This is a genomic window from Thermogemmatispora sp. (assembly GCF_042408735.1).
GTDB lineage: Bacteria > Chloroflexota > Ktedonobacteria > Ktedonobacterales > Ktedonobacteraceae > Thermogemmatispora.
In genome coordinates this window covers 105,060-119,278 of record NZ_JBHOQV010000118.1, presented here as the reverse complement: position 1 = coordinate 119,278, position 14,219 = coordinate 105,060, and the positions used below count along the sequence as shown (strand labels likewise).

At 62.6% G+C, this 14,219-nt stretch carries 9 protein-coding genes; 6 read left to right on the top strand and 3 right to left on the bottom strand.

Annotated elements, in window-relative coordinates:
• A partial coding sequence (locus tag ACFMO7_RS10645; RefSeq protein ID WP_376795464.1) for a serine/threonine protein kinase occupies positions 1-1,261 on the top strand: 1,261 nt, incomplete at its 5' end.
• Here ACFMO7_RS10645 and ACFMO7_RS10640 read toward each other — a convergent pair.
• Together ACFMO7_RS10640 and ACFMO7_RS10635 are read right to left on the bottom strand one after the other, a co-directional pair.
• Positions 1,258-1,476 (bottom strand): hypothetical protein, encoded by a 219-nt coding sequence (locus ACFMO7_RS10640; protein ID WP_376795463.1) that lies wholly within the window; start codon positions 1,474-1,476, stop codon positions 1,258-1,260. The genes ACFMO7_RS10645 and ACFMO7_RS10640 overlap by 4 nt on opposite strands.
• A complete protein-coding gene (locus ACFMO7_RS10635) occupies positions 1,466-2,473 on the bottom strand; it encodes an isoaspartyl peptidase/L-asparaginase family protein (RefSeq protein ID WP_376795462.1) in 1,008 nt (335 codons plus the stop codon). The genes ACFMO7_RS10640 and ACFMO7_RS10635 overlap by 11 nt, the downstream gene beginning before the upstream one ends.
• A gap of 382 nt (positions 2,474-2,855) precedes the next feature.
• Here ACFMO7_RS10635 and ACFMO7_RS10630 point away from each other — a divergent pair, with 382 nt between their 5' ends.
• Both ACFMO7_RS10630 and ACFMO7_RS10625 read left to right on the top strand, forming a co-directional pair.
• Positions 2,856-4,037 (top strand): CaiB/BaiF CoA transferase family protein, encoded by a 1,182-nt coding sequence (locus tag ACFMO7_RS10630; RefSeq protein WP_376795461.1) that lies wholly within the window; start codon positions 2,856-2,858, stop codon positions 4,035-4,037.
• A 111-nt stretch (positions 4,038-4,148) separates the two neighbouring features.
• The gene (locus ACFMO7_RS10625; protein WP_376795460.1) at positions 4,149-5,444 is read left to right on the top strand and encodes a pyridoxal phosphate-dependent aminotransferase; all 1,296 of its coding nucleotides are present in this window, start codon (positions 4,149-4,151) and stop codon (positions 5,442-5,444) included.
• 67 nt (positions 5,445-5,511) lie between these two features.
• On the opposite strand, the gene ACFMO7_RS10620 is transcribed toward ACFMO7_RS10625, so the two are convergent.
• Positions 5,512-6,366 carry a methyltransferase domain-containing protein gene (locus tag ACFMO7_RS10620; protein ID WP_376795459.1) on the bottom strand — a complete coding sequence of 285 codons (855 nt, stop codon included), beginning with the start codon at positions 6,364-6,366 and terminating at the stop codon, positions 5,512-5,514.
• A gap of 276 nt (positions 6,367-6,642) precedes the next feature.
• Between ACFMO7_RS10620 and ACFMO7_RS10615 the strand changes: the two genes are divergently transcribed.
• From ACFMO7_RS10615 to gyrB, 3 genes are all read left to right on the top strand, one after another.
• Positions 6,643-9,684, top strand: coding sequence for an alpha-mannosidase (locus ACFMO7_RS10615; protein WP_376795458.1), 3,042 nt, complete (start codon positions 6,643-6,645; stop codon positions 9,682-9,684).
• Between the two features lie 402 nt (positions 9,685-10,086).
• Entirely contained in the window at positions 10,087-10,710 is a 624-nt protein-coding gene (locus ACFMO7_RS10610) for a zinc ribbon domain-containing protein (protein WP_376795457.1), read from the top strand.
• Positions 10,711-12,037: 1,327 nt separating this feature from the next.
• The gene (gyrB, locus tag ACFMO7_RS10605; RefSeq protein WP_376795456.1) at positions 12,038-14,053 is read left to right on the top strand and encodes a DNA topoisomerase (ATP-hydrolyzing) subunit B; all 2,016 of its coding nucleotides are present in this window, start codon (positions 12,038-12,040) and stop codon (positions 14,051-14,053) included.
• Positions 14,054-14,219: the final 166 nt, after the last annotated feature.

Genomic DNA, 14,219 nt, shown 5'->3' with positions numbered 1-14,219 from the left:
CTCTCCAGGATCTGTAATCGCTTTGATTGATAAAGAGGCATCGATTGTGGAAACAGGCCGGGTCATTTGCAGGCGTTACCTGCTGCGACGCTTGATTAAGCAGGGACCTTTTTGCACCGTCTATCAGGGCCTGGACCAGGTACTGCAGCGCCCTGTCGCCATCAAGGCGGTGCCCCCGTCGCAGGTGTCTGTCTACCGCACCGCCTTGCGCATGACAGCTCAGTTTTCCCACCCGCATATTGTGGGCCTCTACGATATCGTTGGTGAGGGCGATCAGCTCTATGTGGTCCAGGAGTACGTCGAGGGCGAGGATTTCGCTGCCCTGCTGCAGCGCCAGCTCTCTCCCTTCGAGGTGATCGAACTCGGCTGCCAGCTCTGTCAGGCCCTGACCTACGCCGCCAGCGGCACACGCCGCGTCTGCCACGGCGATCTGACACCCTCCTCGATCCTGCGCGATCGACAGGGTTTCCTGCGCGTCAATAATTTCGCTCTGCCCAGCGATGTCGCCTATTTCAATGCCTGGAGCGTGGTCGGCGCCGCCGGCATCGTGCTCTCCGACCAGGAACTGCCCTGGGGCCAGGCCAGCGAGGGCCGCCTCGACGACGATACTCGCGCCGCCGGCCTCCTGCTCTACCAATTGCTGGCCGGACGCCCGACCGGCGCCAGCAGCGTCGAGCCTCCTCCCGATGGCCGCCTGCGCTTCCTGCGCGCCGCTCCTCCCGAACTCTGCGACCTCATCGCCCGCGCCATCATACGCGATCATCCCCAGCACATCAATAGACCTGAAGCTCTCTATATGGAGCTGAAAGCACTGGGCGAGACTCTGGAGGCCGCCGTACCAGCCTCGGTCGCCGTGGCCACCCCCGCGGCAGAGGGAATCGCCAGCGCCCGCCCCTTTACGCCTGCCCCCTTCCTGCCGGAAACCGATGGCCAGCCGCTTCCGTCCCTGCCCGGGGGAGAGAGTGGGCGTCGCCTCTCTTCTTTCGCCTCCCCCGCGCCTTCAGCCGCTCTGCATGCCGGCCCCGCACTCGAACTTTCCCCGGCTTCGCCCACCATCGCTGACAGCTCGCTGAAGGCTACCCCTGCCCAGCCCCAGCCTCCTCTCTATCCCTACGCCGGCACGCCAGCCCCTGGGCCGGAAGCCGAGCCGGGGCAGAGCCAGCAACAGATCCCCTTCCTGCTGCTCCTGGTCTGTGGTCTGGTGATCTTCGCCTGCTTCTTCATTCTGGGCTTCTTCTTGAGTACCCTTCTGCTGCACTAGAGGAGCAGCAGAAGAAGCAGCAGCTTACAGCAGCGCAGGTCGATCGGCGAGAAGAAGAGAGAGTGAGGAGGATGAGGAGGAGAAGGGAAAGAAGAAGAAGAAGAAGAAAAATAAAAGAGCAGCGGGTCGGCTGGCTGGCCAGCCAGGGCGAGGCCGGCCAGCCAATTCCAGAGCGGCTTGCTGTGCTCTCTTCCTTGCCTGGGCCTAGATGCCACAGACGGGCTGATCCATCCCAGAGCAGCGATAGGCGTAGGCCATCTGGGGACTGTTGTGGGCCAGCCCCACCTGTCCCTGAGCATCAACTATGATCAAGCCACCCTTGCCAGTGGCCCTGGCGCTCAAAACGGCGATCGCCGCCTGGGCCGCGACCTCGGCGCTGGCCCCAAGGGCCACAAAATCGGCGGCACGCCGCGCCAGCAGCAGGCGGACAAAGTCCTCTCCTTGACCTGTGCAAGAAACAGCGGCATGCTCGTCAGCATAAAAGCCGCAACCGACCAGGGGTGTATCGCCGACGCGCCCCGGATACTTCTGAAAGATCCCTCCGGTAGAGGTGGCCGCCGCCAGCAGGCCCGACTCGTCCAGGGCTACCGCCCCCACCGTTCCATGCCGCTCCTCATCGAGGTGAATGCTGGTCGCCCCTACCTGCAGACGGTAGTAGGCAGGTTCCCCCTCGTCGGAGACAAAGGTCGTCGTGGCTACTTCCAGACGGTAGAAAGGCGGCTCCTCCTCATCCTCATCGCTGGTCTGCTGGACAACTCCCCGGCGCTCCTCACGCCACCGGCGATACTGATAGTCGGTCAACAGATCTTCGGTACGGCAAAGCTCTATTCCCTGCTCCAGGGCAAACTGCTGGGCCCCATGTCCCACCAGGAGCACATGGGGACTCTCCAGGACCCGCCGCGCCAGCGTGATGGGATTCTTCACCCCCTCAACGGCAGCTACAGCCCCTACCTGCAGCGTGCGCCCCTCCATGATCCCTGCATCCAGCTCGATGCGACCATCCTGCGTCAACGTCGCCCCTGTACCAGCGTTGTAGACCGGATTATCTTCCAGCGCACGCACCGCCGCTTCGACCGCGTCGAGGGCCGAGCCTCCCTGCTCCAGGATACGCCACCCCAGCTCTGCCGCTTCCCGGCAGCCGGCCTGCGCAACTGCCGCCCGCTCCTCGGGGATCGTGCCGGCTCCTCCATGAACAACAATGGCGATAGGCATCTACTCCTATGCTCCTCATTTCCAACAGATTGATAGCTCTGAGTCATTGTATCACGCAGCGCCCTTCAGCCCGGCCCCCCCAGACCGCAGAGGCTATCGCTCTCCCCCTATCCGAACCTGATGGGGCCCACCCCACATCCACCATCCTGCTCAGACCCCTCCCCCTCGCTCCCATCTGCCCACTCTTCTTCTCTTTCTCACCTCTCTCCCACCTCGGGCCAGCCCTCCAACCAAGAACCAGAGGAAGGATTGACAGCGCTCGCTAATCTTGCTATAACATAGCGAACATCGCCGAGCGCGAATCGTTTCAAGCAGGCAGACAACGTTAGTCAAGCAAACCAGACGGACCAGGAGTTTCCGCACTGCAGTAAGGAGAGCAGGCATGACCCAGCCTCTGAGCGGCATCCGTGTACTCGACCTTTCCCGTCTCCTGCCTGGAGGCTACGCCTCGCAAGTCTTGGCCGACTTCGGCGCCGATGTCATCAAGGTCGAAGAGCCTGGCAGCGGCGACTACGGAAGAAACATGCCCCCCTACGGCCCCGGCGGCATGGGGCTGGCCTTTCTGGCAGTTAATCGCAACAAGCGCAGCCTGACGCTCAACCTCAAGTCCGAGGAAGGCCGGGCAATCTTCCTGCGGCTCGTAGAGAGCGCCGACGTGCTGCTGGAGAGCTTCCGCCCCGGCGTCATGGCCCGCCTGGGCCTGGGCTACGAGCAGCTACGCGAGGTGCGGCCCGCCCTGATCTACTGCGCCATTAGCGGCTACGGCCAGGACGGACCCTACAGCCAACGTGCCGGTCACGATCTGAACTATCTTGGCTATGCCGGCCTGCTGCACTACAACCGCGATCAGCAGGGGAGGCCGGTCATGCCCCCGACCCAACTGGCCGATCTGGCCGGCGGCGGCCTGATGGCCGTAATCGGCATCCTGACAGCACTCGTCGGACGCAGCCAGACCGGTCAGGGACGCCTGGTCGACGTCTCCATGACGGAGGGGGCTATGAGCCTGCTCCCCCTGGCCATCAGCAGCTACCTGACGACCGGCCAGGCTCCCCAGCCGGGGCACTCTCCCCTCGACGGTGGCCTGCCGTGCTACAATATTTATGAGACAAGAGATGGCGGCTACCTGACCCTGGCCGCCCTCGAACCGAAATTCTGGCACGCCTTCTGCACTCGCATCGGCCACCTGGAACTGCTACCCTTCCACACTCCCGTCGGCCCCGAGGAGCGCAAACAGGCGATCGCCATTCTACAAAGCATCTTCAAAACCAAGACACGCGACGAGTGGCTGGCCGAGCTAGCCGACCTCGACGCCTGCGTGGGGCCAGTCTATTCGCTGGAAGAGGCGCTCAGCGATCCCCACGCCCAGGCCCGCGCCGTCGCCCACATGAGCGAGATCGCCGGCGAGGCCCTCGGCAGCCTGCGCCCCTTCCCGCGCCTCTCCGACACCTCCCCGGAAGAGCGCTACCAGCCGCCGCGACTGGGAGAGCACAGCGCCGCCATCCTGAGCGAGCTGGGCTACAGCCAGGACGAGATCGCTTCCTTCCGCGCACGGGGAATCATTTAAGCGAGCCACGTGGGAGCAAGGGATCAGGTGACCGGCAATCAGACAGGCGGCGAGCTGGCGGCAGGCAGGCCCCTCAATGTGATAGAATTAGAGAGTGAGAGAATAGCGGACATGCAGCAGGAGATCGCAGAGGGAAGAGAGGAGCCAGGCCAGCGGCTCTGGCGGCGTCTGCCGGCCAATCCTCTTGCCGGGCTGCGGCAGGTCGCCGAGGAACAAGAGAGGGCCGGTCAGGCCCTGCTGCGGCTAGAGATCGGAGAGCCGAGCTTTCGCACCCCGCAGCACATCGTCGCCGCCGCCATTGCCTCCCTGGAAGAAGAGGCCCAGACTTATGGTCCTGCCTGCGGCTGGCCCTGGCTGCGCGAGCTACTGGCAGACAAGATCAAGCGCATCGACGGCTACGAGGTCTCGCCGGACAACATCGGAGTGACTGTTGGCGGAACGGGGGCGGTCCAGCTAGCGCTCCTGGCGACCGTTGGCCCAGGAGATGAGGTCTTGCTGCCCGATCCCGGCTGGCCCCACTACTATCGCCAGCTTGCGGTCGCCGGCGCCACACCTGTGCCGTATCCGCTTGATCCGGCCAGCGGCTGGTTACCGGACCCGCGTGAGCTGGAGCGGCGGGTCAGCTCGCGCACGCGCCTGCTGATCCTCAACAGTCCCGGCAACCCAACGGGGGCCGTCTTTCCCCGGGAGCTGGTCGCCGCACTCCTGGAGGTCGTCCGCCGTCATCGGCTGGCGCTACTCTCGGATGAATGCTACGACGAGCTTGTTTTCGAGGGAGAGCATGTCAGCCCCCTGGCCCTGCTAACGGCGGAGGAGCGTGAACGAGGGACCTACATCGGCGTCTATAGTTTTTCGAAAACCTATGCCATGACCGGCTGGCGCATCGGCTATCTGGTGGCGAGCCAGACCCTTATGCGCAGCCTCAATCAAGTGCTCGACGCCAGCTATACCAGCCTACCGCTGGCCAGCCAGCGTGCCGCCGCAGCGGCCCTCAGCGGACCACAGGACTGCGTCGCTCACATGCGCGCGGCCTATCGGCAGCGACGCGACCGTGCCCTGGCCCTCCTGCAGCGCTACGGGCGCTACGAGTACACACCCCATGGCGCCTTCTATATCCTGGTCAACATCGCCCGCAAGAGAGACGGCAGACAGAGCGACAGCGGCAGCGGCAGCAACAGAGGGCAAGCCGCCGCCTTCGCTCTGGAGCTGCTGCGCCGGCGGAACGTCCTGGTTGTACCAGGGAACCTCTTCGGCACCAGCACCGTTGACTACGTGCGCGTCTCTCTGGGAGCGGAGGAGGAGACCATCGAGCGCGGCCTCAGCGCCATCTGTGAGCTGTGCGAGGAGGAAGCAGACGCGCCAGGAGTCGGGACGGCGCGCGAGCACAGCCAGGAGCTGCAAGAATAAGCCAAGAGCAAGAGCAGGCCAAAAGCAAGCACCGGGGCCCGGCGGACGCGGGCAGCCCCCTCAGCGGTTACTTATAGGCTACCACGCCAAACGCCTCCTGATGCGGCATCACCCGCGAAAAGCCAGCTTCCTGCAAACGGCGGGTCACCCCACGAAGGGTGCTACTCCCTGCGCGGCTCTGCAGGTCGCCCACATAGTGGAAAAGGCGCCCTCCTGCGCGGAGCACGCGATACAGCTCGCGATAGAAGGCACCCGAGTAGAGTTCGCCAGCCAGGGCGAAAGCAGGCGGGTCATGGATAATCCGCGAAAAATACTGATCAGGAAAGGTCGGCACCAACTCGCTGGCATCGCCCAGCATGCGACGGATTCGCGGATGATGAAAAAGATCCTGTGACCAGGGATTGAAACGAGCCACCTCCTGGACCGCAGGATCAAGCTCGATGGTAATCACCTCGTCGGCATGGCGGGCCGCCTCAATGGCGGTATAGCCCAGACCGGTGGCGGTGTCCAGCACGCGCCCCCCAATGGGCGCCAGCGTGCGGATCTTGAGGCGCGTGTCCTCCAACGGATCAACCTCCTTTACGCGGTGCATGACAAAGCCGGCGATCAGCAGGCTGGGCGCCCCCTGCGTCGGATAGAGGCTACAGGGACGGTTGGTCACCGCAGAGAAGGTCTGAATGGCCCGCACAGAACCGTGCTCCAACAAGAAACAGCTATTGAGAGCAGAGGCGATGCGCTCGACATCGTCCCAACGCAACAGTTCGCCCGAAGGGAAGAGTACCCCCTCCTCAGTGAGAGCCACAGTCACGAGGGAGAGGCCCAGGTCCGGCGAGAGTTCACACTGCCGCCTCCCCTCCCGACGAGCCTGCAAAAGGGGGGCAACCTGGACGTGTGATAAGACAACATGTAGGCTGGTGACCACAGGTCGCAGTTCCTCGATGTTGAATGGTAGGTGTTGGCGCGAAGATTATATATGGGAGCAAGCTTCAATGCAAGGGGGCCATTTTGACTAACTAAGAGTCTTACTCTCAGGGGCATTTATTGCCATCTGGGTAGACAGCGAGTATAATATCTTTCAACATTTATTGTACCTGCACCGGTAATCGCCGTCTGCTAGCAGGTTCCCAGCCAGGCCGTGCAGGTGGTAAATGCACAGCAATAAATCGATAAAAGATGGAAACATAACAAGGGAAAACGTATGAGTGGGCAACTCAGCATCATTCTGGTGCCACATACCCATTGGGACCGCGAGTGGTATCTGACTTTTCAGCAGTTTCGTATCCGGCTGGTACAAACCATAGACAAACTGCTGAACATCATGGAACATGACCCTGCATTCAAGCACTTCATGCTCGACGGGCAGACGATCGTGCTTGAAGACTACCTGGAGGTTCGACCGGAGCAGGAGGAGCGTCTCAAGCAGTATATTGCCGAGGGGCGCATTCTGATCGGCCCCTGGTACCTTCAGCCCGACGAGTTCCTGGTCAGCGGCGAGTCGCTGATTCGCAATCTGCAGACGGGTCTTAAGCAGGCGGCGCGTTTTGGGGAACCTATGCGAGTCGGCTACCTGCCTGACTGCTTTGGTCACATTGCCCAGATGCCGCAGATTCTGCAGGGCTTCGGCATCGGCAGCGCGGTTCTCTGGCGAGGAGTGGGCGATGAGGTCAGAGAAAGTGAATTCTACTGGGAGGCGCCAGATGGCACCAGGGTTCTGGTGGTCTACCTGCCCGAAGGCTATGGCAATGCTCGTCTGATGCCCCTGACTCCCGATGCCTTCGTCACCCGGCTGGAGATGGTGGTCTCGCAGCTGCTCGATCGCACCACCACCACCACGGACACGCTGCTCCTGATGAATGGCTCCGACCACCTGGAGCCGCAGCAGGGCCTGCCGGCCACTATCGAGGCGGCCAATAAGCTTCTGGGGAACGTCCCTCGCTCTGGTCACAGCAATCATCATCAGTATGCAGGTATTCATATTCAGATCGGCACGATTCCCCAGTACATCGAGCAGGTGCGCCGTGGCATCGAGCAGCAGCAGCGTCAGCTCCGCCTTCTCAAGGGCGAGCTGCGGAGCAGCAAGTATGCTCACCTGTTGCCGGCTGTCCTTTCGACTCGCATGTGGATCAAGCAGCAGAATACCGCTCAGGAGCATCTGCTGCAGCATTGGGTTGAGCCGCTGACACTCTGGGCCTGGAAGCTCGGCGACGACTATCCGCGCGGCCTGGTTCATCTGGCCTGGAAGTACTTGCTGCAGAATCAGCCGCACGACAGCATCTGCGGCTGCAGCATCGACCAGGTCCATCGCGAGAACAGCGTCCGCTTTGCGCAGTGCCAACAGATCGGCGAGGCCCTGGTCAGCCGCGCCCTGCAGCGGGTCAGTGATACGCTGTGCACGCTGCCGCCACAGTCGCTGGCCGGCCAGGAGCGGGCACCGTTCCCGATCGTGGTTTTCAATATGGGTCCGGGGCCGCGCAACGCGGCGGTCTCCGTCGAGGTCCATATCGCCGAGTCGCTGCAGCGCGCGGCGCTCGTTGATGAGCGGGGGCGGGCCTTGCCCTTCCGCGTGCTGGGCGAGCACCGACGCCGCATCGGCAGTCAGACCATCCAGCGTCAGGCGCTGGCCCGCATGCAGGCTGTTGGCACCTTCGACCGCCCCGGTCAGTTCCTGGCACTGACTCACGACACCATCAGGATCGCTATGGGCATCCCCGACGACCCCGATGAGATCGTCGATCTGCGCGTCCTGCCCGCCGCCACGCCCGACCTGCGCCGTATCGAGATCGCCCTCGCCCCTTCCCACCTCCTCAAAGGCGAGCGCGAACGCTTGCTTGCCGGCGAACGGGAGGTGCTGGAGCTGCTCCAGCGGGAGGAGATCAGGGCCTTCGAGTTCGAGGTCTTCGAGCTGGTGCAGCAGAAGGTCGAGTTTCTGGCCAGCGAGCTGCCAGCCTACGGGGCCAAAACCTATTGGCTCTATCCGGCTCTGCAGTCCCGGCAGGTTCCTCCCCAGGAACAGGAACAGGCAACCCTGCGCTGCGCTCCCCAGACGATCGAGAACGAGTTTTATCGGGTCGAGGTGGATGGCGAGCTTGGCACGCTGACGGTGACCGACAAGGAGACGGGCGCCGTTTTCCGCGGCCTGAATCGCTTTGTCGATGGCGGTGACGTCGGCGATCTCTATACCTACTGTCCGCCGGCGCGCGATACGCTGATCAGTACGCCGGCTCAGCCGCCGCGCATCGAGCTGCTGAGTGCTGGCCCGGTGCGCGCTACGCTGCGCATCAGCTCGGTCTGGCGCCTGCCAGTGGCCTGCAGCGATAGCCGCGATAGCCGCAGCGAGCGCTTCGTCGACTGCCCGATCGACAGCGAGGTCTCGCTCTACCCCGGGGTGCGTCGCATCGATATCCATACGACGGTGGAGAATAATGCGCGCGATCACCGTCTGCGGGTCCTGTTCCCCATCCCTTATACAATAGAAAGGGTGGCTGCTGAGGGAACGTTTGAGGTGCGCCTGCGCCCGGTAACGGCTCCTCGCCCGGAGAACGTCAGCGATTGGGCCGAGGCGCCCGTCAATACCTTCCCGCAGAAGCGCTTTGTGGATCTGAGCGATGGCCAGATCGGCCTGGCGGTCCTCAATCGCGGCCTGCCTGAATATGAGGTTGTGCAGGGCGGCCCAGGCCTGGCGTCGGGGCAGATGGCCCTGGCTCTGACCTTGCTGCGCTGTGTGGAATGGCTCTCGCGCGATGACCTCTCCACGCGCCAGGGTCCTGCCGGCCCCATGTACTATACGCCGGAGGCCCAATGTCCCGGCCGCCAGGAATTCGACTATGCGCTGGTTCCGCACCGCGGGACATGGGAGGCCGAGAACGGCCTGGTGCTGCGCGAGGCGCAGGCTCTCAATCTGCCGGTCCGCGCGCTGGTGACCAGCCAGCACGATGGTCCGCTTCCAGCTCAGACCTCGCTGGTGACCGTCTCGCCCCCGGAGCTGGTGGTCAGCGCCATCAAGCGCTCGCTCGATGATCAGGGCTGGGTTGTGCGCGTCTATAACCCGCTCGACCATGAGGTCGAGGCCACCTTCCGTCCCGGCCTTGCCGCCAGTCAGGCCTTTGTGGCAAACTTACTGGAGGAACCGCGCGAGCAGCTCGAATGGCAGGGAGGTCAGCATAGCTCATCGCTGCAGGATACCCCTTCTATCCGGCGACAGCTGCGCGCCGGGGAGATCCTGACGTTGCTGTTCCGTTAGGCCCGCTCGTGCGCGCGTCCTTTCTGAGCAGCGATAGCCTGATAGTCAGTCAGGTCGCTCTAACATAAGGCCCCAGTGAGGGCGAGATGGCCTCTCCCCTTCCGCTGCTCGGCCCCGCCTATTCGGCTCCGCCTGCTGTAGATGAGCGGGGCAGGGAGGAACCAGCGGACGGATAGGGAGAGGGTGAGGAAGAAGCATAAGGGGCAGAGGCGGGGCGGAGAACAGTCAGAGCCGGGTAGCTTAAGGCTCGCTCGACCGTCCGCCCCGCCTATGAGCCTGCCGCTCTGCGCCGGGCCAGCCAGATGGGTACTGGAAGTCCTGGCAGAAGCAACGTTCAACCGGGGATGTCCGTTGTAATTGTGTGTACTGAGCTATGTCTATTCTGAAAGGGGCCTTCATCCTGTGAACGCGCAATCTCTGACCCTTATTCTTGGAGCTACTCCCGGTGGGGGCAGCTTGCTAACAACCCTGCAGAACGCACTCGGGTTTATTGTCAGTTTTTTTCTCGCCTTCTTCTTCGTTTTCTGGATTAGCTTGATCATCTGGACATTCCGTGATATTCGCTCTCGCTCTCAGGACCTGGCCACCCAGGTCATCGCGACTTTGCTGGTGGCCGTCTTTAACGTGGGCGGGCTGCTGATCTACTTGATCCTGCGCCCTCGCCAGACACTGGCCGAGATCTACGAACGCCAACTGGAGGAGGAGTCGCTGCTGGCCGAGATGACAGAGCGCCAGACCTGCACCAACTGTCACGCCCGCGTGGAGTCGGACTTCCAGATTTGTCCTTCTTGCGGGCAGAAGCTAAAGCGGCCCTGCCCGAAGTGCGAGCGTCTTCTTGAGCTACGCTGGTCTTTCTGCCCCTACTGCGCCACTAATCTGATGGGGATGCCCATGCAGGGTATGCCCAGCGTCCCAGGTGTCTCCGGGATGCCCGGCGTGCCATCCATGCCGGGAGTGGCTGGGATGCCCGCTAATCAGCCGCCCGGCGTTCCAATGAGCGGGCCGCTCGGCGGCAACCGCTTCTAGCCCTGCTCTCAAACTCTGCCTCTCGCTTGCTATGCCGCCGGCCGACTTTCCGGATTCTCCGACCGGCCAAGCGAGCAGACAATGAACAGGATCGACGGATCGACAGCGACTGCCGAGAGGGCGGCAATGCGGCCCGGTTTTGGCCTGGCCACCAGGGAGCTGTGGCTTCCTGGCTTCTGCCGCTGGCTTATCTGGCATCTCGACCTTTCTCCTCTCGCATGGCGAGCGCTATGCTGGCTCCCAGGCACTAGCTCGGTATCCTCTGCTCCTCTGCAGGCCGGTGACCGGCGAAGAGCCGCCTGCCCGGTTTGGTACCAGGCCAGACGGCTCTTGTCTTGTTTTTTGGCTTTCTTCCCACTCAGGAAGATCGCTCACTTCCCCGGTCACCGGCAGGCAGGAGCAGCCAGGATCCGCTGGTCGGGCGAGCACTCGCTCGCCGACCGCGAGCCTTCCCTGCACCAGGCGGAGAGAAGCCCCTGCCGCCCGCTCTCAGGGAGAGCGTTGTCGCTGCAGCCAGAGAGACTGGGAGAAGCCGGCAGCCTGAGAGACTCTGGAAGAAACGGCCCACTGGCCGCCCACTGGCCGCCCGAGGATGTACCCCTGTGCGCTACCAGGTGGTCAATCTGTCCGTCTTTGATTGGCCCGGCGCTCCGCATGTGATATAATAAGAGAGACACCAAAGGGTAACTTCGTTACCACATTGGCTTCTCTCTTTCAGAAAGAACGTGTAAGCAGCATAGCAGCTGCGACCTTTTCCTCACAGAGCCTGTCTCCTCGCCCTGGGCAGCACGAAGGTGCTTGAGACCGCCAGGCGCTCGGTCCGTCCGCCCTCGCTATGCATCAACAAAGGGGCGGAAGGCACTGGCCAGGCCATCGAGACCAATCGAGACCAGCGAGGGGCGGGAATAGGGCGACAAAGCAAACAAGCAGAAGAAGGCTTTGGTGGGTCTTGTCGGTCTTTCTCTCTGTCCAGCCTGAGCGGAAAGATGGCCTTGATTGGGGAGCGGTTTTGACGAGCGAGCAAACGAGCAAGCAGGTGAAGCAGACGACAGGCCGCCGTCAGGTTGACCAGGCAGGCAAGCGGATAAGCGGAGAGAGAGCGAGACAGGCTGTGAGAGCAGACCAGCCCGCCCTTCTACGGCGGCCTGAGCTGGTTGAGGCGGCCAGGTCCGTCGTGCGGATGAAGCGGAGCGCGCTGCCGACCAGGCCCGGGCCGGTCCTGGCGGCGCCAGTCTGCCGGCTGCGATATCCATGAGGGCGAGAGCGGCCTCTTCGCTCTTTTTCTATAAATAGAAGGCTGTTAGCGCTAAAGGAACGTGCAGACCCTATGGCAAAAGCAAGAGAATCTCTGGCAGCAACGGCTGAGCAGGTAGCTGGTGATGGTGCTCTCCCGAAGGAGAAGCTCAATGGCTCCAGGGCGGCGCCGCGTGGCAGTGCCAGCAACGGGGAGTACAACGAGCAACACATCCAGATTCTGGAGGGCCTGGAGGCGGTGCGTGTCCGACCCGGGATGTACATCGGGTCGACAGACCAGCGCGGCCTTCACCACCTGATCTATGAGGTGGTTGACAACAGCGTCGATGAGGCCATGGCCGGCTTTGCCGATACGGTGACGGTCACCATCCACGCTGATGAGTCGGTGACGATTGAGGACAACGGGCGCGGCATCCCCGTGGAAAAGCACCATCAGCGTCCGGAGATGTCGACCCTGGAGGTGGTGATGACGATCCTGCACGCCGGGGGGAAGTTCGGCAGCGGGGTCTACCAGTTCAGCAGCGGCCTGCACGGTGTGGGCGTCTCGGTGGTCAATGCCCTGTCGGAATGGTGCGAGGTGGAGGTGACGCGCGACGGGCACCGCTATCGCCAGCGCTACGAGCGCGGCGTTGCCGTGACTCCCGTCGAGGACCTGGGGCCGGCTGAAGGCCACGGCACCAAAACAACTTTCCTCCCTGACCTGCAGGTCATGGAGACCCGTGACTATAACTTCGATATTCTGGCCCAGCGCTTCCGCGAGATTGCCTATCTCAACCGGGGCCTGACGATCTCCCTCCGCGACGAGCGCACCGACCGCGAGGTCACTTTCTACTTCGAAGGCGGCCTCGTCTCCTTTGTCCGCTACCTTAATAAGAACCGCAACTGCCTGCAAAGCCGTCCCGTCAGTATTGTGCGCGAGGTCGACCAGGTGAAGGTCGAGATCGCCCTCCAGTACAACGATAGCTGGAATACGACGGAGTTCTCTTTCGCTAACGGCATCAATACCGTGGACGGGGGCATGCATATCACGGGCTTCCGCAGCGCCCTGACACGCACGCTCAATGACTACGCCCGTAAGATGGGCTTCCTCAAGGAGAAGGAGAGCAACCTGACCGGTGAGGACGTGCGCCAGGGCCTGACGGCTGTCGTGAGTGTGAAGCTGCCTAACCCGCAATTCGAGGCTCAGACAAAGGCAAAGCTGAACAACGCTGAGGTGCGTCCGATCGTCGAGGCGGTGACGGCGGAAATGCTCTCCGTCTATCTGGAGGAGACGCCTTCGGAGGCCCGCGCGATTATCGAGAAATGTCTGACCTCGGCCCGCGCCCGCGAGGCCGCTCGGGCGGCCCGCGAGCTGGTTCAGCGCAAGAATGCCCTCGATACAACCCTCCCCGGCAAGCTGGCCGATTGTACCGAGCGCCGTCCCGATCGCTGTGAGCTGTACCTCGTGGAGGGCGATTCCGCCGGCGGTTCCGCCAAGCAAGGTCGCGATCGCCATTTCCAGGCCATCCTTCCCCTGCGTGGCAAAATCCTCAATGTGGAGCGGGCCCGCCTGCAGAAGATGCTCGAAAACGAGGAGGTGAAGAACATCATTACGGCCATCGGCGTGGGCATCGGCGAGTCCTTCGATAAGTCGAAGCTGCGCTACGGACGTATCGTGATCATGTGCGATGCCGATGTCGATGGGGCCCACATCCGCACTTTGCTCTTGACCTTCTTCTTCCGCTACATGGAGCCTCTGATCACCGACGGCCACCTCTACATCGCTCAGCCTCCCCTCTACCACGTGAAAATGGGGAAGGAGGTGCGCTACGCCTACTCGGACGAGGAGCGCGATGCCCTGATCGCCGAATATAAGGCAAAGCATAACGGAAAGGAGCCGGAGGTGGGACGCTACAAAGGTCTGGGCGAGATGAACCCTGAAACACTCTGGGAGACGACGATGGATCCAGCCCGCCGCACGATCCTCAAGGTGACGATCGAGGAGGCGGTGGAGGCAGATCGCGTCTTTAATATGCTGATGGGCGATGAGGTGGCTCCCCGCAAGCGCTTTATCGAAAGCCATGCCAAGAATGCTGAGCTGGATATCTAGCCTGGCCCTCGCGCTCGCCCTTTCGCAGAGCTGAGCCTTTTCCTCCCTCCCTCGCTGGCTAGCTCCATCCGGCTGGCGAGGGAAGGGAGGACCAAGCGCAAACGCTCCATTCCCCTCTCCACTCGCGCTCTTCTGGCCTCTTTCTCTCCCTCTCTCCCTCCGCCAA